The 26200-nt window shown below is 63.6% G+C and carries 23 protein-coding genes; 13 read left to right on the top strand and 10 right to left on the bottom strand.

What is annotated here, in order from left to right:
- Nucleotides 1-197 precede the first annotated feature (197 nt).
- The 3 genes from ACOHWE_RS16900 to ACOHWE_RS16890 form a co-directional block, all read right to left on the bottom strand.
- Nucleotides 198-2633 (bottom strand): hybrid sensor histidine kinase/response regulator, encoded by a 2436-nt coding sequence (locus ACOHWE_RS16900; protein ID WP_420667894.1) that lies wholly within the window; start codon nt 2631-2633, stop codon nt 198-200.
- Nucleotides 2627-3529, bottom strand: coding sequence for a phosphate/phosphite/phosphonate ABC transporter substrate-binding protein (locus tag ACOHWE_RS16895; protein WP_420667893.1), 903 nt, complete (start codon nt 3527-3529; stop codon nt 2627-2629). Before ACOHWE_RS16895 ends, ACOHWE_RS16900 begins: the two co-directional genes overlap by 7 nt.
- A gap of 474 nt (nt 3530-4003) precedes the next feature.
- Complete coding sequence (locus ACOHWE_RS16890) at nt 4004-5344, bottom strand: aminotransferase-like domain-containing protein (protein ID WP_420667892.1); 1341 nt, start codon at nt 5342-5344, stop codon at nt 4004-4006.
- A gap of 87 nt (nt 5345-5431) precedes the next feature.
- Between ACOHWE_RS16890 and ACOHWE_RS16885 the strand changes: the two genes are divergently transcribed.
- Complete coding sequence (locus ACOHWE_RS16885) at nt 5432-6610, top strand: MFS transporter (RefSeq protein ID WP_420667891.1); 1179 nt, start codon at nt 5432-5434, stop codon at nt 6608-6610.
- A 22-nt stretch (nt 6611-6632) separates the two neighbouring features.
- Here the strand turns inward: ACOHWE_RS16885 and ACOHWE_RS16880 are convergent, their stop codons facing one another.
- Complete coding sequence (locus ACOHWE_RS16880; RefSeq protein ID WP_420667890.1) at nt 6633-7325, bottom strand: GntR family transcriptional regulator; 693 nt, start codon at nt 7323-7325, stop codon at nt 6633-6635.
- 107 nt (nt 7326-7432) lie between these two features.
- On the opposite strand from ACOHWE_RS16880, the gene ACOHWE_RS16875 reads away from it, so the two are divergent.
- The 7 genes from ACOHWE_RS16875 to ACOHWE_RS16845 all read left to right on the top strand — a co-directional run bounded on the left by ACOHWE_RS16875 (nt 7433) and on the right by ACOHWE_RS16845 (nt 14150).
- Nucleotides 7433-8035, top strand: a complete 603-nt coding sequence (locus tag ACOHWE_RS16875; protein ID WP_420667889.1) for an amino acid synthesis family protein — start codon at nt 7433-7435, stop codon at nt 8033-8035.
- Entirely contained in the window at nt 8007-8810 is an 804-nt protein-coding gene (locus ACOHWE_RS16870) for an alpha/beta fold hydrolase (protein ID WP_420667888.1), read from the top strand. The genes ACOHWE_RS16875 and ACOHWE_RS16870 overlap by 29 nt, the downstream gene beginning before the upstream one ends.
- On the top strand, nt 8807-9745 hold the full coding sequence (locus tag ACOHWE_RS16865) for a flavin reductase (RefSeq protein WP_420667887.1): 939 nt from the start codon (nt 8807-8809) through the stop codon (nt 9743-9745). Before ACOHWE_RS16870 ends, ACOHWE_RS16865 begins: the two co-directional genes overlap by 4 nt.
- Nucleotides 9742-10779 carry an LLM class flavin-dependent oxidoreductase gene (locus ACOHWE_RS16860; RefSeq protein WP_420667886.1) on the top strand — a complete coding sequence of 346 codons (1038 nt, stop codon included), beginning with the start codon at nt 9742-9744 and terminating at the stop codon, nt 10777-10779. Before ACOHWE_RS16865 ends, ACOHWE_RS16860 begins: the two co-directional genes overlap by 4 nt.
- A gap of 11 nt (nt 10780-10790) precedes the next feature.
- Complete coding sequence (locus ACOHWE_RS16855) at nt 10791-12254, top strand: aldehyde dehydrogenase (RefSeq protein ID WP_420667885.1); 1464 nt, start codon at nt 10791-10793, stop codon at nt 12252-12254.
- A gap of 358 nt (nt 12255-12612) precedes the next feature.
- Nucleotides 12613-12858 carry a helix-turn-helix domain-containing protein gene (locus ACOHWE_RS16850; RefSeq protein ID WP_420667884.1) on the top strand — a complete coding sequence of 82 codons (246 nt, stop codon included), beginning with the start codon at nt 12613-12615 and terminating at the stop codon, nt 12856-12858.
- Nucleotides 12858-14150 (top strand): type II toxin-antitoxin system HipA family toxin, encoded by a 1293-nt coding sequence (locus tag ACOHWE_RS16845; protein WP_420667883.1) that lies wholly within the window; start codon nt 12858-12860, stop codon nt 14148-14150. Before ACOHWE_RS16850 ends, ACOHWE_RS16845 begins: the two co-directional genes overlap by 1 nt.
- 164 nt (nt 14151-14314) lie before the next feature.
- Here ACOHWE_RS16845 and ACOHWE_RS16840 read toward each other — a convergent pair whose 3' ends face one another.
- The 5 genes from ACOHWE_RS16840 to ACOHWE_RS16820 all read right to left on the bottom strand — a co-directional run bounded on the left by ACOHWE_RS16840 (nt 14315) and on the right by ACOHWE_RS16820 (nt 17919).
- On the bottom strand, nt 14315-14617 hold the full coding sequence (locus tag ACOHWE_RS16840; RefSeq protein WP_420667882.1) for a hypothetical protein: 303 nt from the start codon (nt 14615-14617) through the stop codon (nt 14315-14317).
- A gap of 285 nt (nt 14618-14902) precedes the next feature.
- Nucleotides 14903-15295 carry a carboxymuconolactone decarboxylase family protein gene (locus ACOHWE_RS16835; protein ID WP_420667881.1) on the bottom strand — a complete coding sequence of 131 codons (393 nt, stop codon included), beginning with the start codon at nt 15293-15295 and terminating at the stop codon, nt 14903-14905.
- Between the two features lie 221 nt (nt 15296-15516).
- The gene (locus ACOHWE_RS16830; protein ID WP_420667880.1) at nt 15517-15849 is read right to left on the bottom strand and encodes an aldehyde dehydrogenase family protein; all 333 of its coding nucleotides are present in this window, start codon (nt 15847-15849) and stop codon (nt 15517-15519) included.
- A gap of 94 nt (nt 15850-15943) precedes the next feature.
- Nucleotides 15944-17035: an aromatic ring-hydroxylating oxygenase subunit alpha gene (locus ACOHWE_RS16825; protein WP_420667879.1), complete on the bottom strand. Its 1092-nt coding sequence runs from the start codon at nt 17033-17035 to the stop codon at nt 15944-15946.
- Complete coding sequence (locus ACOHWE_RS16820; protein ID WP_420667878.1) at nt 17032-17919, bottom strand: MurR/RpiR family transcriptional regulator; 888 nt, start codon at nt 17917-17919, stop codon at nt 17032-17034. The genes ACOHWE_RS16825 and ACOHWE_RS16820 overlap by 4 nt, the downstream gene beginning before the upstream one ends.
- Before the next feature lie 107 nt (nt 17920-18026).
- Here ACOHWE_RS16820 and ACOHWE_RS16815 point away from each other — a divergent pair, with 107 nt between their 5' ends.
- The 3 genes from ACOHWE_RS16815 to ACOHWE_RS16805 are packed head-to-tail and all read left to right on the top strand — an operon-like array spanning nt 18027 to nt 23083.
- Complete coding sequence (locus tag ACOHWE_RS16815) at nt 18027-20504, top strand: FAD-dependent oxidoreductase (protein ID WP_420667877.1); 2478 nt, start codon at nt 18027-18029, stop codon at nt 20502-20504.
- 51 nt (nt 20505-20555) lie between these two features.
- Complete coding sequence (locus ACOHWE_RS16810; protein WP_420667876.1) at nt 20556-21659, top strand: mandelate racemase/muconate lactonizing enzyme family protein; 1104 nt, start codon at nt 20556-20558, stop codon at nt 21657-21659.
- 29 nt (nt 21660-21688) lie between these two features.
- Entirely contained in the window at nt 21689-23083 is a 1395-nt protein-coding gene (locus ACOHWE_RS16805) for an aminotransferase class III-fold pyridoxal phosphate-dependent enzyme (protein ID WP_420667875.1), read from the top strand.
- Between the two features lie 225 nt (nt 23084-23308).
- Here the strand turns inward: ACOHWE_RS16805 and ACOHWE_RS16800 are convergent, their stop codons facing one another.
- A complete protein-coding gene (locus ACOHWE_RS16800) occupies nt 23309-23536 on the bottom strand; it encodes a hypothetical protein (protein WP_420667874.1) in 228 nt (75 codons plus the stop codon).
- A gap of 355 nt (nt 23537-23891) precedes the next feature.
- Here ACOHWE_RS16800 and repA point away from each other — a divergent pair, with 355 nt between their 5' ends.
- Together repA and repB are read left to right on the top strand one after the other, a co-directional pair.
- Nucleotides 23892-25079, top strand: coding sequence for a plasmid partitioning protein RepA (gene repA, locus ACOHWE_RS16790; RefSeq protein WP_420667873.1), 1188 nt, complete (start codon nt 23892-23894; stop codon nt 25077-25079).
- The gene (repB, locus tag ACOHWE_RS16785; RefSeq protein WP_420667872.1) at nt 25076-26095 is read left to right on the top strand and encodes a plasmid partitioning protein RepB; all 1020 of its coding nucleotides are present in this window, start codon (nt 25076-25078) and stop codon (nt 26093-26095) included. The genes repA and repB overlap by 4 nt, the downstream gene beginning before the upstream one ends.
- Nucleotides 26096-26200 lie beyond the last annotated feature (105 nt).

The raw sequence follows: 26200 nt of genomic DNA, 5'->3' as shown, positions 1-26200 counted from the left end.
GTTGACCGCAAAATGAAAATGCCCGCGCTCTGCCAAGCACGGGCATTTTTTCAGTATTCCACCCCCGGCTGGGCTGAGGCACGCGTTACTGGCTGTGAACCCTGCGCTGCTCCCTGGTGTTTGGACAGGATCTGGCCGCGAGCCGGTCTCCCAGGCATGCAGGTAGACACACCCGTTTTCCCTGAAGGGAAGGATTTTTATAAGGACCAGGCCTCCGCCCCGATGATCCCCCGCAGGACGTCCAGCTTGATGGGTTTTGCGATGTGTTTGTCCATTCCCGCCGCCAAACACGCCTCCCGGTCGCCGGACGATGAATGCGCGGTAAGCCCAATTATGCGGCACGGTTGGAGCCCATTTTTCCGTTCCATTGCGCGAATGGCGCGAGTGGCGTCATAACCGTTCATTTCCGGCATACTTACATCCATCAGAACGATATCAGGCTTGAATTCCGGGAACCGGGTGACAGCCGCCCGGCCGTCGATAGCGGTCTCAAATGTCACTCCCTGCCGCTTCAGGAGCAACTCAACGATCTTCCGGTTCGTTTCGTTGTCATCCACAAGGAGAACTCTCGCCGCGTTCAAAAGCGGTTTGCCAGGCTGTGAACCAGGCTGCTTCGGAACACCGCGTTTCTTTTTGGTACCGGCCACGGCCGCCGCCAGTTTCCTCGCCGAAATTGGTTTGAACAAAACGCTATCAACGAGCTGTTTAGCTGTATCACCCCCCGCAACGGTGTTTCCTGGCTCTGCCAAGGCAATGACTTGCGCCGCCGCTTCATGCCGCCATTGCGCACGCCAATCTTCAAGTTCCTCGCGATAGGTTTGAAGCAACGAATGGTCGATAATTAAGACCGGGGCAGGGCTGCCATTCGTTGGGATTCCGAGGCTTTCGGTCTTGGGGCCGCCTCCGATAATCGCAACGCGCGCATTCCATCCGGCCAGTTGCTTTGCAATAGCTTCCGCTGCCACATCGGATCTCAGCGCTACCTTAACCTGCCGCCCTTCCAAGTCCGGTATTGCAGCGGTTCTGCCCGAGGGGTCATCACGGGCCGCTCTCAATGGGATGGCAAAAGAGAATACCGTGCCACTGCCTTCCTCTGACCGCACCCATATCCTGCCGCCCATCAGCTCCACGAACCCGCGGGAAATTGCGAGGCCAAGCCCCGTGCCTTCATGCGCGCGGCTGAGCGATACGTCTGCCTGTGTAAATTCATTGAAGAGCGTGCCGATCAATTCCGCGCGAATACCGCAGCCGGTGTCCGCTATGTCAAATTGCAGAAGTTCTTCGCCGGTTTCGGAATGCATACGGCAGACCGACAGCTGGACGTATCCGGTGTCAGTGAATTTCAGGGCGTTGCCTACCAGGTTCGTGAGCACCTGCTTCAGACGGATCGGATCTCCCACGATCCTTGCCGGAATGTCCGGGGCGGTATGCGATACAATCTCTAATCCAGGTTTGCATGCTGACGCTGCAAACGACTGCACTGTGCTGTCCACCAAATCGGCCAGATCAAAGTTCTCGGACCGCAGCGACATATGGCCTGAGGCAATCTTGGAAAAGTCGAGAATGTCGTTGACCACCGATAACAGGGAATCCCCGGACGCGCGGATAGTGTTCAACAGATCCGCCTGTTCCGCAGAAAGGTCTGTTTCATTCAGCAGTTCCGTCATACCCAGAACACCGTTCAGGGGCGTGCGGATTTCATGGCTCATGCGTGCGACAAAATTGGATTTGGCCGCTTCAGCAGCCTCGGCTCTGGTTTTTGCTTCTTCAGCTTCGGCCACGGATTGAAGCAACAGGCGGTTCCGGCGCTCCAATTCCCGTTTCGAGATAAACAGCTGCTGTTTGGTCGTCTCCAATGCGTCAACCCGCTCGCGCAATTTGTCCAGCATGACATTGAAGGACCGCGCCAGGCTTCCCACCTCGTCGCTGCTCTGAATTGATATCCGCTGGGATAAATCCCCCTCCGCCGCGAGCTTGCTGGCCATGTCCAGCCTTCGAAGCGGCGCGGTCAACGAGGATGCAAGCCAAGTGCTTAAAACCAGCCCTGCCAAGGTGAATAGGGCACCGAGCTGCAGGTTTTTCCTAATGACGACCTTTACTTCCTCATTGAAGACGCGCCGCGCGTATTTAAGCCGGATAGTCCCGAGATAACGCGTCCCCATCGTGACAGGAAATGCCATCACGATAAACTCAGGGTGTTCTTCAATGATATCGGTGCCGGTATTCCGGGCCCGGTCCACCAATGGGTCGCTGATCGTGGTAAGGAACTGCTCGCCGCCCCCGGCTGCCCCGGTCACCAGCAGGAAATTGGTGACATCGATGTACTCCAGAGCAAGAACGTCAGGCTGCTCCGACCATTCCTCGTAGATCACATCCAATTCAGCCAGACGGCCGTCTGCAATATTCTGCAGGGAAACCTCGCGCACAATGGATCCGAGGTTCCGCGCGCCATCCAGGTACCGTTTTTTGACAAACGCAAGCTGTGTGCTGGCATTAATAATGATAAGCAGGGCAACAAATGTGGCGATAAGAAGCCCGATCGACATGGAAAGCTTGAAGCGCCAGCCCCGCCGGACCGAAGCTGGCCGCATGCGGCGCTGGCCGAGCTGATTTTCCCGAGAAGCGGTTACCATCCGTTCATGTCGGCTCCGGCCAGAGTGTCCAGTATTTCAAGCAGCGGCGCCATTGTTTCTTCCGGCCCTTCCTGAAAGCGCTCAAACTTTGTTGTTTTGTTGAACTTGAGCAAAATTCTCCGCCCCTCCTCGGTCCGGTGCATGGAAGTCAGCACATCAGCCACCCGCTGGGCAACAACCGGATCCAACCCTTTGCGCTTCAGCAGGACCTGGCGGGGCAGATCGCTGCTGCGCGCAAGACTGCGGTACTGGCCAGGTGCAACTTTCTCAAGTTGAGCAAACGTGACATTGTCGGTTGCTCCAGCCTCGACAAAGCCCTTCGCGACCCAGAGCGCGGTGTTCTTGTCGTCGCCGGTGAAAATATATCCAACCGCATCCTCTGCGGGCATATCCTCGCGGCTTTTGATCTCGGCCAGAGGCAAACTGTATCCGGACAGGATCGAAACCGGCAACAGATACCCGGAAGTCGAGGCCGGGTCCTGCATGGCAATCCTCTTCCCGCGCAGATCGTCCAGAGATTGGAGGCCGCTGTCAGATTTCACAAAAATTACTGAATGATACTTGCCAACGCCACGTTTCCAGCGCCTCAAAAACATTTCGGCACCTGCCGGGGCCCCAATTTTTGCTGCAACCAGAGGGCTATCGAAATAGAAATCGGCTCTCCCGCTCTCCAAGGACTGGGAGAGCAGCTTCGGATCCTGAAAAACTTCCAGCCTCACATCGGTGACGCCAATATCCTCAAGCTCTTTTTCCAGATAAACTTCCAGACGGGTAAAGCGATCGACTTGCTTGCGCACGTTGTTGTTGAGGCTGGCAAACACAACTTCACTCGCGTATCCGGTGCAGGCCGAAAAAGAAAGAAATGCAAACGTGAATATAAGCGATACTGGCCGCATGGAACTATTCCCTTTTCAGACGTCCGAAACCTAGAATGAGTTCCTTAACTTTTCCTTGAGGTGACGCTCCGCCGCAGGGGCCTGACTTTTACAAGCTGGACGCGTCCGGCGGCTCGCCCGGGAATTTCGATGCACCACGGATTGCGTGTGGGTGTCAAGCTGCGCGTTTCTATAAATCCCGCGTTCACATCCGCAATGCGGGTTTAGCGAAGACCGCGCGGACCGGACACCGCCCGGTGCAACAAGAGTAGCTGATCCTGATCCCCCAACTGACGCGGTACACCTCAATGCTTTGGAGAACGGGGGACCGGAACGGAACCGAAGCGGCGCAACCCGGCCGAATTTTCCAAGCTGCGGCAGGTTGCCACATCTGGTTCGGCCAGGCTGCGCCAGTTCTGCCGATCTGCCGTCGCCATTGCCGCTCGAACCAATGGCGCGGCATGGCTCAGTCCTGCCGATTGCCCCTTCCACCTATCACAAGCACCCGGCGAAGCGGGCCGGCACCGCTTCTCGAACCGTGTTCAGAACGCCTTCCAATTCGCTTTTCGGTACTCCGCCAAAGGCGAGCCTCAATGCCTGCGGAGCGGCGGTAGAGGTTGCGAACGGCTCCGCACCGGACACCAAGATACCCTGCTCCTTCAGGCGCGTGACGATAGGCTGGGCGCGCACCCCTTTCTCAAGCGGCAGCCAGGCGAAACCCGCATTGGGATGTGACAGGACGGGAAGCGTGCCGAAGACTTTCCGGCAGACAGACTGGCGCTCCGCACCATCGCGCCTGCGGTTTTCTTCGGATGCCTTCACCGACCCATCCTCAATCCAGCCCGCGACCAGGCCGGAAATCAGCGCGGGAGCATTCCAGGCCGTCGCGCGGATAGCCTCCAGCAGGGGGAGGGTCCGGCTTTCAGGGGCTATCACATATCCCAGCCGTAATCCTGTCGCGAGATTCTTCGAAAACCCGCCGATGTGAACTGTCCGGTCAGGCGCCAGGGAATAGAAACTAGGCGGCGGTTTCCGCTCCAGGAACGCGTAGGCGGCGTCTTCAATGATCAGCAGGCCGTGCCGCTGTGCGACGCCGAGCAAGCGAAGACGTGCGGCCTCATCCATGACCGATCCCAAGGGATTATGGACCGTCGGCATCAGGTAAACGGCGCGGACCTCCCGCAGACGGCACAGCCGCTCAAGTTCATCAGGGTCCATGACACCGTGCGTTCCATCGACAGGGAGAAGTTCAAGGCCGCGCAAAGATGCCGCGGATTTGAAGCCCGGGTAGGTGAGGCTATCCACGGCAATCACATCGCCATACCGGAGCAGCCCCAGACAGGTGACCGCCAGGCCATGCTGGCTGCCCGAAGTTACCAGCAGGCATTCAGGGTCAACTTGGCCCAGAGCCGGGGCAAGGCTTTCTGCAATGATCCGGCGTTCATGCATGCGTCCGCCATGAGGCTGATAGCGCAGCATCGCTTCCAGATCACCGGCAGCCGCCAGCCGCCGCAGTCCGCTGCGCAGCATCCCGGCGTCATGGGCATCCCCCGGCATGTTGAAGACAAGATCCGTGACACCCTCGGCGGCGGTCTGATGGACGCCCAGCGTCACCGGCAGGCCGGGGTCGCGCACGAATGTGCCGCGGCCGGCTTCTCCGGCCACCAGGCCGCGCTGCTCCAGCTCCTTGTAAACGCGTGTTGCCGTCGCGAGAGCCACACCGGATTTCTCGGCAAATGCGCGGTGAGTTGGCAGTTTGGAGCCGGGAGCCAGTTTCCCGTCCTGGATCGCGCTCGCGAGCATATCGGCAAGACGCGCGTATCTGGGTTTCTTCATGCGCCCACTGTCATTAGTACAATAGAAAAATTGTCATATAAGAAGCCTCGTGGCAATCCGGAGCCAAGTCAATTCACGAGGGCCCGGATGCCGCGCTTTATTTCTTCCTGCCTGCTTGCAGCGAGCCTGTTCACCGTAACCTTCGCTGTGAACCTTCAAGCCCCGCTTTACGGTGTCTATGCGGCCGGAAGCAGTGTTGGCGCCACGGCTGTGGCGGTAGCATTTGCGGCCTATGCCGGCGGTCTCATGCCCACGCTGCTGCTGCTGGGCGGACTGTCGGACCGGATTGGGCGGCGTATTCCCATTGCGCTGGCTCTGATCCTCGGCGCGCTGGCAACGGCATTGCTGGTGCAATCCCCCAACTGGACAAGCCTTATGGCCGCGCGGTTTTTGCTGGGTATCGGAACTGGCCTGGCAACAACATCCGGGGCTGCCTACATGGCGGAAATTCTCGGCGCAGACCGCGCGCGGAATGCGGCCTTGGTTGTTACATCGGCAACGTCACTCGGTTTTGGCGGCGGCGCCCTGGCAACCGGTGTCAGCCTGGCGGTTCAGGGAGCTACGCTGCTGCCGGCCAGCTATATTGCCCTGTTTGCAGCGGTGCCCGTCTTGGCGGTGGCCGTCTTTGCCTTGCCCAAGGCAGACCGCCCGAAACCCGTCTCGCTTCTGCGGATGCCGGTCTTTCCGCCGGGTACGTGGATGTTCGGTGCCGCAATGGCACTGGCGTGGTCCACGACCGGCATGACCATTGCTGTCGTGCCTCTGCAACTGGCGGCCAATGGCCTTGGCGGTTGGACCGGGCTTGTTATTTTCCTTGCTATCTTCGCGGGCTTTCTGTGCCAGCCCATAGCCCGGCGCAGGACAAACGATCAGGCGCTGGCCCTCGGGTTTGTCCTGATCCCGCTCGGGTTCCTCGTGCTCTTGGCAGGTGTCTGGCTGAAACTGCTGATCCTGGTACTTGCCGGAACCTGCATCACCAGCGCAGCAAGTTATGGCTTCACCTATCTGGCGTCGCTGGCAGAAGTTTCGCTGCGCGCTCCTGACGACCGCGCGCGCGCCACCGCAGGTCTTTTCGTTTATGCCTATGCAGGCTTCTCGCTGCCGGTAATCGCAAGTGGCGCGCTTGCTGATATGCTGGGGCTTCTGACGGCTATGGCCATCTTTGCCGTGGCCCAATTGTCGGCCACCCTGCTGATCGTGAAATTATGGAACCGGAAACCTGGGCCTGCCGGCGAGGCGCTTGATGCCGGCAAACGGAGCGTGTGACCGGCAAACCTGCAAGGCATACCTAGTCGCCGTTCCTGGCCGTTTCTTGAGTAAGGATCCGTTTAGCGACAGCCGCCGCTTCCGCCAGATGGCTCTGGACTGCTGCTCTGGCAGCCTCGGCGCTGCCTGACACGATGGCTTCGCAGATGTCCTGAATACGGGCAGGGCCGGGTTTCTGCCGCTCTGCGGTCGAGAGCGTTACTGCCCGCAACCGGCTGATGCGGCCATTCAGACGCTGGACGATTTCCCAGGCGACACTGTGGCCGGCGCCGTCAAAGATGATCCGGTAGAATTCTGTCGTGGCGTTCAGCATCGGGCCGGGCACGCCTGCCGCCACGGCTTCTTGCAGCCTGTTCAGTGCTGCCTTCAGCTGCTCTGCCAGCGCCGGTGTGATGTTCCGGGCGCAGGCGGTGGCGGCGGCGGTCTCCAGCATCTCGCGGATGTCGTAGATCTGCCGCGCATCCTCCCACCCAAGCTGCGCCACGATCGGGCCTTTGCCGGGCAGGATCTCCACCAGCCCCTCAGCCTCCAAATAGCGGATGGTCTCGCGCACCACGGTGCGGCTGACGCCGAGCTGCTCGCACAAGGGGCGCTCTACCAGCCGTTCGCCGGGGGCAAACTGGCCGGATACAATCGCCTCGCGCATCCGTTCCTGCACAATGCCGCGCAGGGTCTGCGGCTGGTGATCGATTTTGCTCATAATGGGGCTGGTCATACTTCATCCCATAGCAACCGGGGCAGGGCGGAACAAGTCTGCGTTGACATACTGTATTATGGTATACCATATTACGAGCAGTGGAATCAAACAGGAAAGACCCGCCCATGCCCGCCGAAATCCGCAAGACGCTGCTGCATGTCGAAGAAACCCTGATCGAGGGCGGCAAGGCAGCGGAAACGCCGCTCAAGATGATCGCCGCGGTGGCGGTGATCAGAAACCCCTGGGCAGGGCAGGGGTTTGTCGAGGACCTGCGCCCGGCAATCCATGACTGCGCGCCGGGTCTGGGGGCGAAGCTGACGGCGATGATCCTTGAAGCCGCAGGCGGCGGCGATAAGGTTGAGGGCTACGGCAAATCCGCCATCGTCGGCGTGAACGGCGAGGTGGAGCATGCTTCCGCCCTGATCCACACCCTGCGCTTCGGCAATCACTTCCGCGAGGCGGTCGGGGCGAAATCCTATCTGGCGTTCACCAACACCCGCGGGCCTGCCAATGCGCCCCTGCAAATCCCGCTGATGGACAAGCACGACGGCGGGCGGCGCAGCCATTACCTGACCATCCAGCTGTCGGTGGCCGATGCGCCGGCGCCGGATGAGATCGTGATCGCGCTAGGCGCCTCGATCGGCGGGCGGCCGCATCACCGCATCGGCGACCGCTACCAGGACCTGAAGGAACTGGGCCATGACGCCGGCAACCCTGCAGCTGTCTGAGCCATACGGGGCGGTCACCTGCCAGCGGGCAGGACGGGGCGATCCGGTGGTTCTGATCCACGGGGTCGGCATGCAGTCGGCAGCCTGGGCACCGCAAATCGAGGCGCTGTCCCTGACCCATAAGGTGATTGCCCTGGACCTGCCCGGCCACGGCGGCAGCGCGCCGCTGCCTGCGGGAGCAGACCTGCCGGACTATGTGGCCTGGCTTCATGCGGTCCTGCAAACGCTGGATCTGGGGCCGGTCAGCCTGGCGGGCCATTCCATGGGAGCGCTGATTGCCGGCGGATTTGCGGCAAGCCACCCTGAGCATGTGGCGCGCGTGGCGCTGCTGAACGGGGTGTTCCGGCGCTCTGCCGAGGCCCGGCAAGCGGTCGAGGCCCGCGCCGCCGAAATCCGCGCGGGCAGCTTTGATCTGGAAACGCCGCTGGCCCGGTGGTTTGACGGCAGCGCGGCTGACCAGCAAGCGCGGGCGCAGGTGGCGGAATGGCTCTCCGCAGTCGACCTGCAGGGCTACGCCGCCGCCTATACTGCCTTTGCCCGCGGTGACCGCACCTATGCGGACGGGTTTGCAAGCATCACTATCCCGCTGCTCGCGCTGACCGGCGATGGCGACCCGAACTCGACACCGGGGATGGCGGAGGCCATGGCAAATGCCGCGCCGCGGGGCAGGGCGGTTGTCATCGAAGGCCACCGGCATATGGTCAACCTGACCGCCCCCGCCGAGGTCAACGCCGCCCTGCGGCACTGGCTGAACACAGAGGAGCAGCCGTCATGAGCGGCATTGATCCGCGCGCCCTGCGCAACGCCTTTGGCACCTTCATGACCGGCGTCACCGTGGTCACGGCGCATGATCCGGACGGCAGCCCCATCGGTTTCACCGCCAACTCTTTCACCTCCGTCTCGCTGGACCCGCCGCTGGTGCTGGTGTGCCTGGCCAATTCCTCCAGCAACTATGCGGCCTTCGAGCAGGCCGGGGGCTTCGCCATCAACGTGCTCGCCGAAGACCAGAAGGATGTCTCCAACACCTTCGCGCGGCCCGTCGAGGACCGCTTTGCCGCCGTCAGCTGGCGGAGGGGGCCGCAGGGCAGCCCGGTATTCGAGGGCGTTTCCGCCTGGTTCGACTGTTCGATGCACGATCGGGTTGAGGCCGGCGACCACCTGATCCTGATCGGCAGGGTGGAGGCGTTTGAAACCTCGCCCGCGCCGGGGCTGGGCTATGCCCGCGGCGCCTATGTGACCGCGGCGGCCGAGGCCGAGGCGCTGAGCCAGGGCGCCAAGCTGATCGTCTCGGCCCTTATCGAGCATGAGGGCAAGGTTCTGCTCTTGGGCAACGGTCAGGGCAAGCTGACGCTGCCGGAAACCCGCGTGGGTAAGGAGGGCGCCTCTGCCGCCCTGGCCCGCCTGATCGCGGAAACCGGAGCCGAGGCGGAGCCTGGGTTCATCTATTCCGTTTTCGAGGACGAAGCGCGCGAATATCAGCACATCTCGTTTCTATGCCAATCGGCCGGCGGCACACCGGCCAAGGGCGTTTTCACACCGCTGACCCAGTCCACGCTGATGGACATCGCCGATGCGGCCGTCTGCACCATGCTGGAACGGTTCGCCAGTGAAAGCCGGATGGGCAATTTTGGGGTGTATTACGGAAACCAGACCAGCGGCCAGGTCCGCCCAGTTGGGACGAAGGCCGCAACAGGGAGCAACAGCGCATGAAATTTTCCCTCTTCGCGCATATGGAGCGGATTTCCGGGGCGGATGATCAGAAGCAGCTTTATGACGAGTTCATCCAGCTGTGCAAAATTGCCGATGACGGCGGCATGCACGCGGTCTGGACGGGCGAGCATCACGGGATGAATTTCACCATCTCGCCGAACCCGTTCCTGAACCTGATCGACGTGGCGCGCCATACCAGGAACGTGCGCCTGGGAACGGGGACGGTGATTGCGCCGTTCTGGCATCCGATCCGGCTGGCGGGCGAGGCGGCGATGACCGATATCATAACCGAGGGCCGCCTGGACCTCGGGATCGCGCGCGGGGCCTACTCATTTGAGTACGAGCGCCTGATGCCCGGCATGGACGCCTGGGAGGCCGGCCAGCGGATGCGGGAGCTGATCCCGGCGGTGCAGAGCCTGTGGCAGGGCGACTATGCGCAGGAGGGGGAGTTTCATTCCTTCCCGAAGACCACCTCCTCGCCCAAGCCGCTGCAGCAGGACGGCCCGCCGATCTGGGTCGCCGCGCGGGATCCGAACAGTCACGAGTTTGCGGTTGCGCAGGGGTGCAACGTGCAGGTGACGCCGCTGTGGAAGGGCGACGAAGAGATCGCGGACCTGATGAGCAAGTTCAACGATGCTTGCGCCAAGCATTCCAATGTGCCGCGGCCGAAGATCATGCTGCTGCAGCACACCTATGTGGCCGGCAGCGCCGAAGATGTGAAACGCGGGGCGGAGGAGCTGAACCGCTTCTACAACTATTTCGGCGCCTGGTTCATGAACAAGCGGGACGTGTCGCAGGGACTCATCGACCCGCTGCCGGACGAGGAAATTGCCGCGCATCCGTTCTACTCGCCCGAGGCGATGGAGCGCGATCTGGTGATCGGCGAACCGGCGGCGGTGATCGAGCGGCTGAAGAAATACGAGGCCCTGGGCTATGATGAGTATTCGTTCTGGATCGACTCCAGCATGAGCTTCGAGCGCAAGAAAGCCTCGCTTGAGCGGTTCATCACCGAGGTGATGCCGGCGTTTCAATGAGGGAGCCGAAAATGCAGAGTTTCCAGCAGTATATCGGCGGGGCTTTTGAAGACGCAGGCGCAACGTTCGAAAGCCTCGATCCTGCGGCCGGCACACCTTGGGCGCAAATGCCTGCGGCATCGGCAGCGGATGTGGACCGGGCGGCTCGGGCCGCGGAGGCAGCGTTCTTCTCCAGCGCCTGGGCCGGGATGAGTGCCACCCAGCGAGGCAGGCTCCTGATGCGGCTCGCCGATCTGGTGGCGCAGAACGCCCCGCGCCTGGCGGAGCTGGAAACCCGCGACACCGGCAAGATCATCCGCGAGACCTCGGCCCAGATTGCCTATGTGGCGGATTACTACCGCTATTACGCAGGGCTCGCCGACAAGATCGAGGGCGCGCATCTGCCGATCGACAAGCCCGACATGGAGGTCTGGCTGCGGCGCGAGCCGGTGGGGGTGGTGGCCGCCATCGTGCCGTGGAATTCGCAGCTGTTCCTGTCGGCGGTGAAGATCGGCCCGGCGCTGGCGGCGGGCTGCACGGTGGTGCTGAAAGCCTCCGAGGAAGGCCCGGCGCCGATGTTGGAATTTGCCCGCATCTTTGATCAGGCGGGCTTCCCGCCCGGTGTGCTCAATGTGATTACCGGCGGGCCGGAGGCGGGGGCGGCGCTGACCAGCCACGCATCGGTGGCGCATGTCGCCTTTACCGGCGGGCCGGAGACCGCGCGCCATATCGTGCGCAACTCGGCGGAGAACCTCGCCTCCACCTCGCTGGAGCTGGGCGGCAAGTCGCCCTTCATCGTGTTTGACGACGCCGATCTGGAAAGCGCCGTGAATGCGCAGGTTTCCGGCATCTTTGCCGCCACCGGGCAAAGCTGCGTCGCCGGATCGCGGCTGGTGATCCAGAAGGGCATCAAGGACGCCTTCCTGAAGCGGCTGAAGGAGAAGGCCGAAGCGGTGGTGATCGGCGCGCCGGATGACATGGCGACCGAGGTGGGGCCGCTCTGCACCCTGAAACAGCGCGACCATGCGGTGCGGCTGATCGCGGCCTCGGTGAAGGCCGGCGCCAGGCTGGTCACCGGCGGCACCGTGCCGGAGGGGGAGGGCTTCTTTTTCCCGCCCACGGTGCTGGACTGCTCGGATGCGCCGGATGCGCCCTGCCTCAGCAGTGAATTCTTCGGTCCCGTCCTGTCGGTTGTGGATTTCGCGACCGAGGCGCAGGCGGTGGAGATTGCCAACGCCACCGCTTTCGGGCTGGCCTCGGGCGTGTTTACCCGGAACCTCACCCGCGCGCACCGGATGATCCGGGGCATCCGCGCGGGCATTGTCTGGGTCAACACCTACCGCGCGGTGAGCCCGATCGCGCCCTTTGGCGGCCACGGCCTGTCCGGGCACGGGCGCGAGGGCGGGCTGCAGGCAGCCTTGGATTACACCAAAGTGAAAACCGTCTGGCTGCGCACATCAGACGCCCCTATCCCGGACCCGTTTGTCATGCGGTAGGGCGAAATGAGTCCTAGCGGAGGAAATTGCATCAGCAGCCGCGCCCTCATGCGGCCGGACACCCCCGGCCGTTGCCTGAGGCAATGGTTGCTGCTTTTGCGGTTTTCACGAACCTTGACGTGGAATACGCGGGCAAGATCTTTGGCGGTATCCGTTCCTGGGTCAAAGGCGCATGGAGCTGGTACTACATCAGTTCGGTGATGGAACCTGGAACGGGTCGCGGATGCGGCGCGGAACCCCGAGTGAAATCCAGGCGGGCTTCGGCACCTCAGGAATTACGCCATAGCGCAATTCCTGATTTTTTACGTTGAAGCGTAATTTCACTTTATTTACGCTCCCCCGTAAAAGGAGCCTCAGCATGGAACTCACAGCACGAACAGCCGTACAGCTCGGCGAGGCGCTCCGCCGGTCGCGCAAGGCGCGCGGCTGGACGCAGAGCGATATCAGCACGCGCACCAATTTGCGCGTGGCAACCATTTCATCACTGGAGAATGGCGATGCAGGGACCAAGCTTGCCACGGTGCTGGCCGTGATGGCCGCGCTCGGGCTTGAGTTCCGGCTGGCCGAACGCGGCGGCTCGGCCGATATCGAGGATATCTTCTGATGGCGAAACGCGGGCGCAGCGGCGTGATGCAGGTGCTTCTGAACGGGCGGCAGGTTGGTGCCCTGCGCCTCGCCGGGTCCGGGGCGATCAGCTTTATCTATGATCCGGATTGGCTGGCATGGGAACATGCCATGCCGGTCTCGCTCTCCCTGCCGCTGCGCGAGGAGGCGCATCAGGGCGGGCCGGTCATCGCGTATCTGGAAAACCTGCTGCCGGACAATCAGGCCATCCGCGAGCGCGTCGCCGCGCGGGTGCGCGCGGGCGGCACCGATGCCTGGCACATGCTGGAGAAGATCGGGCGCGACTGCGTGGGCGCGCTGCAGTTCGCCGCGGGCGAGGTCTCCGCGGTGGGCGGCCCCGCAGGCGAGCCTGTTACCGAAGCGCAGATTGCCGCCATGCTGCGCAACCTGGAGAGCGCCCCTCTGGGGCTGGAGGAAGAGGATGACTTCCGCATTTCCATCGCCGGCGCGCAGGAGAAAACCGCGCTTCTCCGCCACGAGGGGCAATGGATCCGGCCCTCGGGCATGACCCCCACGACCCATATCCTCAAGACCCAGCTCGGTGTGCTGCCCGCGGGCATCGATCTCTCCGACAGCGTCGAGAACGAATTCTTCTGTATGAGCTTCTGCCGCGCCATGGGCCTGAGTGTGGCCGAGGCGGAGATCATCGACTTCGAGGATGTGCGAAGCCTTGTGGTGACTCGGTTCGACAGACGCTGGACCAGGGACGGCCGGCTGATCCGGCTCCCGCAGGAGGACTTTTGCCAGGCACTCTCGGTGCCGCCCAGCCAGAAGTACCAGATGGATGGCGGGCCGGGGATCGCGGATGGGATCGGACTGCTTGCAGGCAGTGACGATCCGGAGGCCGATCAGCGCGCTTTTTTCCGCGCGCAGGCACTGTTCTGGCTCCTGGGAGCCACCGACGGGCACGCCAAGAATTTCAGCATCGCGCTGCGCCCCGGCGGTTTCCGCATGACCCCTCTCTACGATGTCCTGAGCGCCCAGAAAGCAGCAGACGATGGACAGATCCGCCAGAACCGGATGCGCCTCGCCATGGCGGTGAACGGGCATTACCGGATCAATGAGGTGGTGCCGCGCCACTTCCTGCAGGCGGCCAAGGCGGCAGGGTACGGCGTTGCGCTGGCCGAAGAGGATCTGGCAGACATCGCACCGCAGCTGGAACCTGCCCTGGAAGAGACAATGGCCAAGCTGCCCGCCGGCTTCCCGCAGCAGCTGGCCGAAGCTCTTGCCAGCGGAATCAGGCGCCGGGCAAGCGCGCTGCTGGCGGTATGACCCAAGCATCTTGCCTGCCGCGGCAACAGTGAAGCGCCCGCGGTATGGCCGCGAAAGCCCGCAGGCTGCGCGGCCCGGACGGTCCGCGGTCTCAGGCCTATCGCCTCCGCGCCGCCAGGCAATCTTCCAGCGGCCGTCCGCTTCAGCTGCGGAGGGCGCAGACCTCAAATATCGGAGCCCTGGCTGGCTGTGCCGGTTGCCTTGGCCCTGCGCTCTGCCAGTGTGTTCCAGCCGCCGTTGCGCCTTCCCGCCGGCTGATTGCCTGTGCGCTGTTTCCCGCCGCGGTGCTGTTTCGGCGGGGTCTTGTCCTGGTCAGCCTTTCTGAATCCGAGCACGGCCCTGAGGCGCTTGTTCTCCGCAATGGCAGCATGGGTGACGCGCTGATCCTTGCCGAATGCCGCGCAGGGGAACTGGAGCTCTTTACAGCGGAACTCCAGCCACACTTCCGCGCATTCGCAGCTGTCCACGTATTTGCCAGACCGCCCGCGGGTCATTCTCGTGCCAGGCGAGAGTGGCATTCCTGAATCGCCAAAGGGTCAGATTTTAGCTTTGCGGGCACACTCACCCGGCAAGTAATATGAGTTATGTTGCCAATTGGCCCCTGGTCCACGCAGGCACAGGTGCGGCCGCAGCCGGTCTCGATCCCGGGGATACCGCCATCGCGTCCCCCTGCGTCGCGGTGGAGCCGAGCGGAGCCTCGACCGTAGAGGTTCCCCGTCAAAGGAAGCATAAGCAATCGTCACCATGGCCAGTCACTCCTCCAGCAGGCCGCAATCGGTCAGCACCTTGCGGGCGACCCGGAAACATTCGAGGGATTGCGGCACGCCGCAGTAGATGCCGATCACGTGGATGATCGACCGGATCTCCTCCTTGGTGACGCCGTTGTTCAGCGCGCCTTTGCAGTGAACCTCCCATTCATGCATTTTGCCGAGGGCGCCGATCATTGCGAGGTTCATCATCGAGCGGGTCTTGGCGTCGATGGTGCCGTCCCCCCAGCCGAAGCCCCAGCACCACGCGGTCATCGCCTCCTGGAACGGGCGGGTGAAATCATCGGCGGCAGCAAGGTTCTTCTCGACATACTCCGCGCCCAGCGTCGATTTGCGCTGCGCCAGGCCGCGTTCGAACAGGTTGTCGTCCATGGTCATTCTCCTTGAGTGGCCCGGCCGGCCCGCAAGAGGGCCGGCCGCGTTTTCGCGTCTATTCGGCCGGGGACCGGGCGGCAGTCCCGCCGCGGAAGTCCGAAAGCCCGTGCTTTTCGCGCTGGCTGCAACGCCAGATCGCCGTCAGGACGGACACCGCCACCAGCACACCACCATAACCGGGAGGACCCAGTCCATGGCATCGCTCAGCGCCAGCGGCAGGGTGGCTAACAGCTGATCCGGCAGTCCGATGCCGATGGTCGCGATCCCGGCGCTTCCCAAAGCGGCTTGCCCTGCTCCAGCGTCAGCACCGGCGCGATGTCCTCGGTATGCTCCAGCAGGCAGCGGCCCATGGCCTGCACCATGCGCCCGCGCTCGACCGGGCGCAGACCGCTCAGATCACCGGACAGATGCACCCGGCGGGCGTCCATAACCGCACGGTCCACATCGCCCGCATCGGCGAGCATCTGTTCAGCCAGTTTCCCGCCGGTGCCCGGGCTGATCACATCGATCCGCCCTGCCCCGCGCCGGTCCAGCTGCCGTTTACGTAATTCCGCCAATACGGCTTCACTCCTTGCATGCCGCGCACCTCCTTGGCCCGGCGGGCGGGTCTCACCCTCCGGTGCGCTGCGGGTCTGAATTTTCTGCGGGAAGCTATTCCACGGCTTCGCGCATCCATTGCTGAAGCTTGGCGACGGAATGTTCGCTCATCACGCCACAGGCGGGATCAAGCACAAGGGGACCGGGGACATAGCCCTTGGATTTCAGGCCGCGATGCACGGATTCCACAAGCCGGATATCCTCGGCCACCGTGGTGTCGCGGTCCTGGGCGGCCAGGCCGCGGATCACATCGCTTTCGAACCCGCCTTCGGTGTACCAGCCGCGCCAGACGGTACAGCTGTCCACCGAGTTGGCCCGCCAGTGGTAGGTGTTCAGCACGTTGCCCGGGTAGCACTGGAACGAGAACATCGGCCACAGGAACCAGCTTCGGTAGTCGCCGGCATGTTTGCTGCTCTCCAGATCGACCGGGTAGGTCATCTTCTCCAGGCTCTGGCATTCCGTCGTGTGGCGCAGCACGTATCCGCCGCTGGCATCCGGCTGGATGTCATAGGTTTCCGGCTTGATCACGCCTTCGGCAAAGGTCGGGTGGTTGGCCGGGCAGTGGTAGCATTCCGAGTAGTTCTCTACCGAGACCTTCCAGTTGCAGCTCTCCTCGATCTCGACCCATTCCAGCGGCGCCAGGTCCCGGATCTGCGGTACGAACTCGGCGATTTCCTCGCGCACGCCCGGGTACCACTCGTCCATCGGCGCCGCCTCCCTGTCGAGGTTGACGAAGATGAAGCCCAGGAAATCCTCGGTCCGGACTTCGGTCAGGCAGATCTTCTTCCGGTCAAAGCCGGGCACCTTCCTGATGTTGGGCCCGGAGCGCAGGCCGCCGGTCAGCTCGTAGGTCCACTGGTGGTAGGGGCAGACCACGACGCGGGTGCTGCCGGTGCCGGTCACCAGCTCATGGGCGCGATGCTGGCAGACGTTGTAGAATGTGCGGATGGCGTCGTCGCGCCCGCGGATCGCGAACAGGCGCTGGCCCGCGATCTCGAAGGCGAAGTAATCGCCCTGGTTGGGGATGTCCGAGGCATGGCCCGCAAACTGCCAGGTGCGGGCAAGCAGGCCGTTCATCTCCCGGTCGAAGATGCCGGGATCGACATAGTATCTGGCGTCCAGCGAGCGGATGGGCGAGAGGGTCATGTCACATCCTCATGGTAAAGGCCAAGCCGGTGGCGGCGGTTGTGAAACTGTTCGACGCGTTCCGCGACTTCCTCGGTCGACATCGCGATAACGAAACTCAGGAGAGTCTCAAGAAGCGCGATAGCGGATACGGAAGACGGGAAGAACTGGGGCGTTTCCGTCGAGATGACAAAGCCGAAGTCGGCGGCCCGGATGATCGGGGACACCGGCGAATCGGAGAGGGCGATGATCCTGACCCCCTGCGCTTTCGCGATCCGCACGGCCTCCACCACTTCGGTCCGGTAGGGCGCACAGGTGATCGCGATCAGGCTGTCTTTCGCGCATGCCCCGGCGAGGTCGTCCACGGCGGTTGAGCCGGGCCGCGGAATCGCGTGGAAACCGCTCATCCCGGTGGAGGCGAGGTAGGAGAAATTGCTGGCGTTGGCGTGGTTCACGCCGACACCCAGCGTGTAGACATTACGGGATTTCGAAATCACTTGCGCAGCGGCCTGCAGATCCGCCTCATTGGCGGCGGCAAAGGTCGCCTCGATGTTGCGCAGCGCGCTTTCGGCCATCTGCGCATAGAGCGCGCCCATGCCGCCGCGCTTTTGGACGTTCTGCAGCCAGCGCGCCCGGCCGGAGAGCGTCGGCTCGCCGGTGCGGATCGCTTCCCGGAAATGCTCGCGGAACTCGTCGTAGCCCTCGAATCCCGCCTGCCGGGCCATGCGCACCATCGTGTTGGGCTTGACGCCGGCCGCTTCGGCCGCCTCACGGACGGTGGAAAAGCCAATGTCCTGCGGGTGTTCCATCACGTAGCGGGCGGCCTTGCGCACCTGCGGGGTGAGATCGTCGAGCACAGCCGAAAGCGCCTCCAGGCCCGGATTTGGCACCGCAGTAAAGTTCATGAAGCCCCCTTTGCACAACCGGATGTACCATTGCTAGTTGACTTTGGTACAATTGTACGATTACCAAGTCCATCAAATTCCGCCACTATCCAACAGGATAATTTGCGATGTCCAAGAAGGAACTGCCGGCGCGCGCCAGGGTCGTCATCGTGGGTGGAGGGGTCATGGGCTGCGGCCTGGCCTATCACCTGGGCCACGAGGGCTGGGGGGAGGACACGGTGCTGCTGGAAAAGGCAGAGCTGACCTCGGGCTCCACCTGGCACGCCGCGGGCCAGATCACCCATTCCACCAGCTCCTACGGGCTGGGCAGGATGGTCGATTACAACATCCGCCTCTACTCGAAGACGCTGGAGGAGGAGACCGGACAGGCGGTCACCTGGCACGGCTGCGGCTCCTTCCGCCTGGCCTATACCGAAGACGAGATGGACTGGCTGCACCATACCCTGTCGGTCGGCCGCGCGCTCGGTTTCAATATCGAGCTGGTCGGCCCGGAGTTCATCGCCGAAAAGCACCCCTTCTATAATCTCGACGGCGTAATCGGCGCCCTTTACACGCCTGATGACGGCCACGTTGACCCGTCAAATGTGACCATGGCGCTGGCCGCGGGGGCCCGGAAGACCGGCGTAAAGTTCTTCCGCCACTGCCGCGCCACCAACATTACCCAACGCGATGACGGGGCATGGGCGGTGGAAACCGAACAGGGCACCATCATCTGCGAGCATGTGGTCAACGCTGGCGGCACCTATGCCCGCCAGATGGGCGAATGGTCCGGCCTGCAACTGCCGATGACTTCGATGACCCACCACTATTTCGTCACCGAGGACGTGCCCGAATTCAAGGATCTTGACACTGAACTGCCGGTGATCCGCGACGACAGGATGGTCTCCGGCTACATCCGCATGGAGCAGAAAAAGGGGCTGATCGGCATTTACGAAAAGGAGAACTCGAACTCCGTGTGGCATGACGAATGCCCCTGGGAGTGCGAGAACTGGCTGTTCGAGGCGGATTATGACCGTGTCATGCCGTGGCTGGAAAACGCGCTGGAGCGCATGCCGGTCTTTGCCGAGCTGGGCATCACCCGCGAAGTGCATGGCGCGATCTCGCATCCGCCGGACGGCAACCCGATGGTCGGCCCCGCGCCCGGCGTCAAGAACTACTGGTGCTGCTGCGGCACCCAGATCGGCATCGGCTGGGGGCCGGGGCTGACCCGCGAACTGGCGAAATGGATGGTGCACGGCGCCGCCGAAATCAACATGCGCGACTATGACCCGCGCCGCTTCGGCGCCTACGCCAGGAAGGACTGGCAGGTGATCAAGGCGCATGAGGACTACAAGCTGCGCCACGAAATCCCCTTCCCGCATTTCAACCGCCTGGCCGGGCGCCCGATCAAGCCCTCGCCGCTCTATGAGATCCTGAAGGAGAAGGGCGCGGTCTACGAGGAGGTCTACGGCCACGAACGCCCGCGCTGGTTCGCCCGCGATGGCGTCGCGCAGCGCGATCACTACTCCTTCCGCCGCAACGAGGTCTTTGGCATGGTCGCGCAGGAGTGCAAGGCCGTGCGCGAACGGGTGGGAATCATGGACGTGACCGCCTTCACCAAGGTCGAGGTCTCGGGCCCGGATGCGCATGCCTATCTGGACCGGCTGACCGCCAACAAGATGCCGCAAAAGGACGGTTCGATCACCCTGACCCACATGCTCAACCGCCGGGGCCGGATCGAGCTGGAAACTACCATCGTGCGCATGGCCGCAGACCGCTACTACCTGGTCTGCGCGGCCTTCTTCGAACAGCGTCTGCTGGATCACCTGGACCAGAACCGCGCGGGGGAGACCGTCCTTGTCAAAACGCTCTCCGAAGAGTGGTCTGCGCTGGCCCTGAACGGCCCGCGGTCCCGCGAGGTGCTGGCCAAATGCACCGATGCGGACTTGTCCAACGCGGGCTTCCGCTGGCTGTCGGCGCAGGAAATCACCGTTGCAGGCCACAAGGTCTGGGCCTTGCGCTTGTCCTACGCGGGCGAGCTGGGCTGGGAGCTGCACATGCCGGATGCGGCCTGCGTGGACGTCTACACCACGCTCTGGGCCGCGGGCGAGGCGTATGGCATCGGGAACTACGGCTCCTTCGCGATGAACAGCCTGCGCATGGAGAAAGCCTTCCCCGGCGCGGGCGAACTCACTAATGAGGTCACTCTGCCGGAAGCGGGCATGGGGCGGTTCGTCAGCCTCGATAAGGAGTACCTGGGCGTCGTGGCGACCCGCGCCAGCGCGGCCGAGGCCGAAGGAGGCCGCCTGCCCTGGATCTGCGCCTATCTGGAGATCGACCCGGACGGGATCGAGGACGGGCACGGCGGCGAAGCCGTCCGGGTGGATGGCAAGGTCGCCGGGGCGACGGCCTCGGTCGCCTACGGCCACAGCGTCGGCAAGATCCTCGCCTTTGCCTATCTGAAGCCGCACGCCGCCGCGCCCGGCACCGGGGTCGAGGTGCTCATCGCGGGCAAGCCCCGCAAGGGCCGTATCCTCGCGGCGCCGGCCTACGATCCGAAGTCCGAACGTCCGCGCGCCGACGCCAGCCTGGTTGCCGCGCAGTGACAAACAGCGGCGGGGGCGCCTCCCCGCCGCGCTTACAGTGATGGGTCCAACATGAAGATCACACGTATCACCGCCTGGGAAGTTCCGCTGACCAGTCACGAGACCTACTACATGGCCGGCGGCAAGACCTGCGATACCACGCTGTCGGTGGTCCTGCGCCTGGACACCGACAGCGGGCATGCCGGCTGGGGCGAGGTCTGCCCGATCCCGCATTACCTGCCCGCCTATGCCAAGGGCGTGATCCCGGCGCTGGAGGAATTGGCGCCGGTGCTGATCGGTGCCGATCCGGTCGGGCCCGAGGTGCTGATGGAGCGTCTGAACAAGCACCTGATCGGGCATGACTACGCCAAGTCGGCCATCGACACCGCGCTCTGGGATCTGACCGCCCAGGCCGCCGGGCTGCCGCTCTATGCCTTGCTGGGCGGCCGTGCGGTGGCGGACATGCCGCTCTACCACTCGATCACCTGCGTCGAGCCGGGTAAGATGGCGCGCAGGGCGCGCGAGGCCTATGACCTCGGCATGCGGCAGTTCCAAGTGAAGCTTGGCGCCGACGGCGACTGGGAAGCCGACGTTGCGCGCCTGATGCAGGTGCGCGAAGCGGTCGGCAGTGGCCCATTGGTTTATGGCGACTGGAATTGTGGCGCCGATGCGTTGACCGCAACCCGTGTGGGCCGGGCGGTGGCCCATCTCGACATCATGCTGGAACAGCCCTGCGCGACGATCGAGGAGTGTGCCCATGTGCGCGCGGCCACCGGACTGCCGATGAAACTGGACGAAAGCGCCCGCGACATCCATTCCATCATGGCGGGCCACCAGGCCGGCTGCATGGACGCAGCGGCGCTGAAACTCTCCAAGATGGGCGGTCTCTCGGCCATGCGCCGGACACGCGATCTCTGCCTCGCCCTCGGCACCCAGATGTGCATTGAGGACACCTGGGGCAGCGACATCACCACCGCAGCGTTGCTGCACCTGGCGGCCTCGACTCCGGCGCGCGGCATCATGAACACCTGCGACCTGTCCCATTATGTCGGCCCGCGGCTCGATCCCAGCGCGCCCAGCCGCCGCAATGGCCGAATTGCCCCGCCTGAAGGCACCGGGCTGGGCGTATCCCCCGACGCCGAGGCGCTTGGCCAGTCCATCGCCCTCCTCGACTGACCACAGCAGTAAAACCAAAGGCAAGACCCATGGACGACTTCTCGAACGCCTACCCTTCCCATGATCCCGCCTGGGTGCAAGAGATGCACGCCAGCCACTATCTGCAAAGTTGGTCGAAACAAGGGGACAAACCGCGGGTGATCACCGGCGCCAGTGGCTCGTGGTTCTGGGACAGCGACGGCAAGCGCTATCTCGATTTCCAATCACAGCTGGTCAATGCCAACCTCGGCCACCAGCACCCCAAGATCGTACAGGCGATCAAGGATCAGGCGGATAGGCTGTGCTACATCGGCCCGGCGATGGGCTCGGACGTGCGCTCGGAGCTGGCGGCGCTGATGAACGAGATCACGCCCGCCAATATCTCCTCGACGTTTTTTACCACCGGCGGTTCGGCGGCCAATGAGACCGCGATCCGACTGGCCCGGCACTACACCGGGCGGAGCAAGATCATTGCCCGCTATCGCAGTTACCACGGCGCCACCGGCGGCACGCTGTCGCTGACCGGCGATCCGCGTCACCACCTGACCCGCGCCGACATGCCCGGCGTGGTGCGGATGCTGGACCCCTATGTCTACCGCCTGCCGACCGGCCACCGCGACCCGGCCAACTGCCCGGTCGCCCAGGGCGGGCCGCACCTGGAAGAACTTCTCATGTATGAGAACCCGAACACCGTGGCGGCGGTGATCCTGGAACCCATCGTCGGTACCAACGGCATCATCGTACCGCCGGACGGCTATCTGCAATCGATCAAGGCAACCTGCGAAAAATACGGCATCCTGCTGATCGCAGACGAGGTGATGGCCGGGTTCGGCCGCACCGGAAAATGGTTTGCCGTCGATCACTGGGATGTGCAGCCGGATATCATCACCGCGGCCAAGGGCATCAATTCCGGCTACGTGCCGCTTGGCACCATGTCTGTCAGCACCGAACTGCACGACTGGCTGCGCAGCACCCCGCTGCCCGGTGGGCTCACCTATGCGGGCCACCCGCTCGCCTGTGCCTCCGGCGTCGCCGCGATCCGCGCGATGCAGGAGGAAGGCACCCTCGCCCACGCCACCGCGATGGGTGAGAAGATGCGAGCGGAGCTGCACAGGCTGGCCGAGAAACACCCCTCGATCGGGGATATCCGCGGCAAGGGCATGTTCAACGGCATCGAACTGGTGAAGAACCGCGAGACCCGCGAGCCGCTCGTGCCGTTTGCCGCCAAGGGCCCGGATGCCGGACCGATGACCGAGATGATGGGTTTTGCGATGGATGCGGGCCTGTACCTGTCGTTCTTCTCCAACGTCATCCGCCTGACCCCGCCGCTGAACATCAGCGAGGAGGACCTGATGACCGGTCTTGGCATCCTCGACCGGACCCTGGACATCGCCGACCGGGAATACTGCCGAGCGCGCTCCCAAGCCAAAGGACACATCACATGAGCGATCACGGAGTCATCATCGCCGGGGCCGGCCAAGCGGGCTGTTCCGCTGCGGTCAAGCTGGCCAGTTTCGGGGATGACAAGAGGCCGGCTTGTAGCCGTTCCTCGTGGCCGCAGTGAAAAGAAGAATTCTTGAACGGCCACGGCACACCCATCCAGTGCACCGGGAACTGCAGGGTGCATGCCGACGTCCGCGGCATGCACCCGTGGACACCGGCTACCGCGCCTATGCCTGCTGGCCGGGCTGCCCCGGCCCCTCTTCCGCCCTCAGCGGATCCGCCTGATCACCACTGAGGAGATATAGAAAGGACCAGCGGCGGTCGATCACGGCCCAGCCCGCAAACAGCAGCGCCGGCATCAGCAACAGGGAAAACCCGTTGGTTACATGCCCGGTGTTCCAGGCGGTCAGCAGCGCATAGGCCATCGCCGTCACCGGCCCGGGAATCTCGAACACCGGAGTCAGCCCGCGGCGGCTCAGCGGGGTGGAATGTCCGGCCAGGTTCCATGCGGTATGCCGGCGGCCAGAAGCCAGTCCCGGATCTTGGTAAAGACCGCTGGTTCCCAGACCTGGTCATCAATTCCGAGTCTCGCGAACCAGCGAAAATCAGGCCCTTCCCGGCCAACTATAGAAAACACTTGCACGAATCCCGCTCATTAGCCAATAGTCACGGAAACAAGGCGGCAAACGCCAAATTCCGTGAACACGGTCCGGGCAGAAAACACGGTCAGCTGCATCCGCACAGAGCCGGCCCCGGACCCGTCCGCGGAGCATGAGGCAGAGCGGCGCAGAAGGCAGGCACACAGGGCAGATGGATCATACATATACCCCGGAAGACCTCAACGCGGTCATTCGTCAGCATTCCGAATGGATCGCCGCCCAGCTGCATGCGCAGCGCGAAAGCCTGTTTCCGCCGAACGCATCCAAAACCATGCGCAAGTTCACCTCGGGCGAGGCCGCGGCCCTGCTCGGGGTCAATGATTCCTACCTGCGCAAGCTGCATCTGGACGGCAAGGGCCCCTCGCCCGAACTGACCGCCGGCAACCGCCGCCAGTACTCCGCCGAGGACATCCAGCAGCTGCGCGAACTCCTGGAGAAGACCGCCCGCAAGCCCGGCGACTACCTGCCCGGGCGGCGCGGCGGCGACCACATGCAGATCATCGGGGTGATGAACTTCAAGGGCGGATCCGGCAAGACCACCACCTCCGCGCATCTGGCGCAGCGGCTCGCGCTCAAGGGCTACCGGGTGCTCGCCATCGACCTGGACCCGCAGGCGTCGCTTACCGCGCTGCACGGCGTCCAACCGGAGTTCGACCTCAAAGACGGCGGCACGCTCTACGATGCCATCCGTTACGAGGACCCTGCCCCGATCCAGTCGGTAATCCGCAAGACCTATATCCCGAATCTCGACCTCATCCCCGGCAACCTCGAGCTGATGGAGTTCGAGCACGACACCCCCCGAGCCCTCGCCCAGGGCAGCGCCGGACTGTTCTTCTTCCGTGTGAAAGAGGCTCTGACACAGGTCGATTCCGACTATGATGTGGTGGTGATCGACTGCCCGCCGCAGCTGGGCTTCCTCACCATGTCGGCGCTGTCGGCCGCCACCGGCGTGCTGGTCACGATCCATCCGGAAATGCTCGACGTGATGTCGATGTCGCAGTTCCTGCGCATGACCGCCGACCTGATGGACGTGATCGCCCAGTCCGGCGCCGACATGAGCCATGACTGGATGCGCTACCTGCTCACCCGCTACGAGCCGTCCGACGCGCCGCAGAACCGCATCGTTGCCTTCCTGCGCACCATGTACGGCGACAAGGTGCTGAACGCGCCGATGCTGAAATCCACCGCCATTTCCGATGCGGGCCTGACGAAACAGACCCTCTACGAGGTCGAACGCAGCGCTTTCACCCGCTCCACCTACGACCGCGCGGTCGAAAGCCTGAACGCGGTCAACGACGAAATCAGCCAGCTCATTCAGGAAACCTGGGGGCGCACATGACCAGCAAGAAATCCCGCCTGTCGATGCTCGACAGCCTGGCCGCGGCCGGCGCGCCGGTGGCCGCCTCCCCTGCCCCGGCGGCTTCGATGATGTCCAGCAACCGCGCCCTGCGCTCGGCCCGCGATGCGGTGGATTCGCACCGGGTCTGGGACCTGGAACCGCATCAGATCGAGGACACAAGGATTCACGACCGGCTCGACCCAGCCGATGTGGCCGATCTGCGTGACGCGATCGAGGCCAACGGCCAGACCGTACCCATTTTGGTCCGCCGCCATCCGTCCGAGCCCGACCGCTACCTGCTGGTCTACGGCCGCCGCCGTCTGGAGGCGATCCGCTCCTCCGACAAGGTCGCCAAGGTGCGGGCGCTGGTCGCGAACCTGGACGAAGACGCCGCCGTGCGCGCCCAGATATCCGAGAACATGGCCCGCCGCGACCTCAGCTTCATCGAAAAGGCGCTGTTCGCGCAGGAGCTGGTGGAAAACGGCTTTGGCAACCAGTCCCAGGTCGCCGAGGTTCTCACCGTCACCAAGTCTTCCGTTTCCATGGCCATCGCCATTGCTGAGGCCATCGGCCCCGATCTGATCCGCGCCATCGGCCCGGCCCAGGGCATTGGCCGCCCGCGCTGGGACGCGCTGGCCAAGGCCATCGACGAGACCGGCGCGGACCGTGCGGCGCTGATCCGCATTGCGGAGCAGGAGTACACCAAATTCGCCGTCGAAGCGGTGACGGAAGGGTCCGCGGCCGCGCCCGCGGACCCTTCCGTGCTGGCTTTCGAGGCGGTGTTCAAAGCCGCGGTCCCCTCCCCTGCCCCGCTGAACGGCAAACCGGCGCCCAAACCCCGCACGCAGGCCCAGCCGCTCACCGTCGATGGCCGCCGCAGCGCCACTCTGCGCCGCACCGCCAAGGGCGTGAGCCTGGAGCTGCCCGGCGGCGAATTTGCCGACTGGCTCGAGGCCGAGGCCCAGACACTGATAGAAGAGCTTCACGCGCGCTGGCAGTCGCGCGGCGAAGGTTAATAGATAACAATAACTTAGGAGGCACAGAGCAGGCAAAAAAGAAGGCCCCGCAAAACCGAAGCTCCACGAGACCAACTTGTTTCTAGCACCTTCAAGTTAGTGGCC

This window comes from Cribrihabitans neustonicus (assembly GCF_048820895.1).
GTDB classification, from domain to species: Bacteria; Pseudomonadota; Alphaproteobacteria; order Rhodobacterales; family Rhodobacteraceae; genus Cribrihabitans_A; species Cribrihabitans_A neustonicus.
Note: the sequence above shows the minus strand (reverse complement) of the source record. Positions and strands in the feature narration are given on the sequence as shown.

Bases quoted from the DNA above. Each gene is read 5' to 3' on its own strand.
- ACOHWE_RS16900 (WP_420667894.1), bottom strand. From the start codon at position 2,633: ATGGTAACCGCTTCTCGGGAAAATCAGCTCGGCCAGCGCCGCATGCGG.
- ACOHWE_RS16895 (WP_420667893.1), bottom strand. From the start codon at position 3,529: ATGCGGCCAGTATCGCTTATATTCACGTTTGCATTTCTTTCTTTTTCG.
- ACOHWE_RS16890 (WP_420667892.1), bottom strand. From the start codon at position 5,344: ATGAAGAAACCCAGATACGCGCGTCTTGCCGATATGCTCGCGAGCGCG.
- ACOHWE_RS16885 (WP_420667891.1), top strand. From the start codon at position 5,432: ATGCCGCGCTTTATTTCTTCCTGCCTGCTTGCAGCGAGCCTGTTCACC.
- ACOHWE_RS16880 (WP_420667890.1), bottom strand. From the start codon at position 7,325: ATGACCAGCCCCATTATGAGCAAAATCGATCACCAGCCGCAGACCCTG.
- ACOHWE_RS16875 (WP_420667889.1), top strand. From the start codon at position 7,433: ATGCCCGCCGAAATCCGCAAGACGCTGCTGCATGTCGAAGAAACCCTG.
- ACOHWE_RS16870 (WP_420667888.1), top strand. From the start codon at position 8,007: ATGACGCCGGCAACCCTGCAGCTGTCTGAGCCATACGGGGCGGTCACC.
- ACOHWE_RS16865 (WP_420667887.1), top strand. From the start codon at position 8,807: ATGAGCGGCATTGATCCGCGCGCCCTGCGCAACGCCTTTGGCACCTTC.
- ACOHWE_RS16860 (WP_420667886.1), top strand. From the start codon at position 9,742: ATGAAATTTTCCCTCTTCGCGCATATGGAGCGGATTTCCGGGGCGGAT.
- ACOHWE_RS16855 (WP_420667885.1), top strand. From the start codon at position 10,791: ATGCAGAGTTTCCAGCAGTATATCGGCGGGGCTTTTGAAGACGCAGGC.
- ACOHWE_RS16850 (WP_420667884.1), top strand. From the start codon at position 12,613: ATGGAACTCACAGCACGAACAGCCGTACAGCTCGGCGAGGCGCTCCGC.
- ACOHWE_RS16845 (WP_420667883.1), top strand. From the start codon at position 12,858: ATGGCGAAACGCGGGCGCAGCGGCGTGATGCAGGTGCTTCTGAACGGG.
- ACOHWE_RS16835 (WP_420667881.1), bottom strand. From the start codon at position 15,295: ATGACCATGGACGACAACCTGTTCGAACGCGGCCTGGCGCAGCGCAAA.
- ACOHWE_RS16825 (WP_420667879.1), bottom strand. From the start codon at position 17,035: ATGACCCTCTCGCCCATCCGCTCGCTGGACGCCAGATACTATGTCGAT.
- ACOHWE_RS16820 (WP_420667878.1), bottom strand. From the start codon at position 17,919: ATGAACTTTACTGCGGTGCCAAATCCGGGCCTGGAGGCGCTTTCGGCT.
- ACOHWE_RS16815 (WP_420667877.1), top strand. From the start codon at position 18,027: ATGTCCAAGAAGGAACTGCCGGCGCGCGCCAGGGTCGTCATCGTGGGT.
- ACOHWE_RS16810 (WP_420667876.1), top strand. From the start codon at position 20,556: ATGAAGATCACACGTATCACCGCCTGGGAAGTTCCGCTGACCAGTCAC.
- ACOHWE_RS16805 (WP_420667875.1), top strand. From the start codon at position 21,689: ATGGACGACTTCTCGAACGCCTACCCTTCCCATGATCCCGCCTGGGTG.
- repA (WP_420667873.1), top strand. From the start codon at position 23,892: ATGGATCATACATATACCCCGGAAGACCTCAACGCGGTCATTCGTCAG.
- repB (WP_420667872.1), top strand. From the start codon at position 25,076: ATGACCAGCAAGAAATCCCGCCTGTCGATGCTCGACAGCCTGGCCGCG.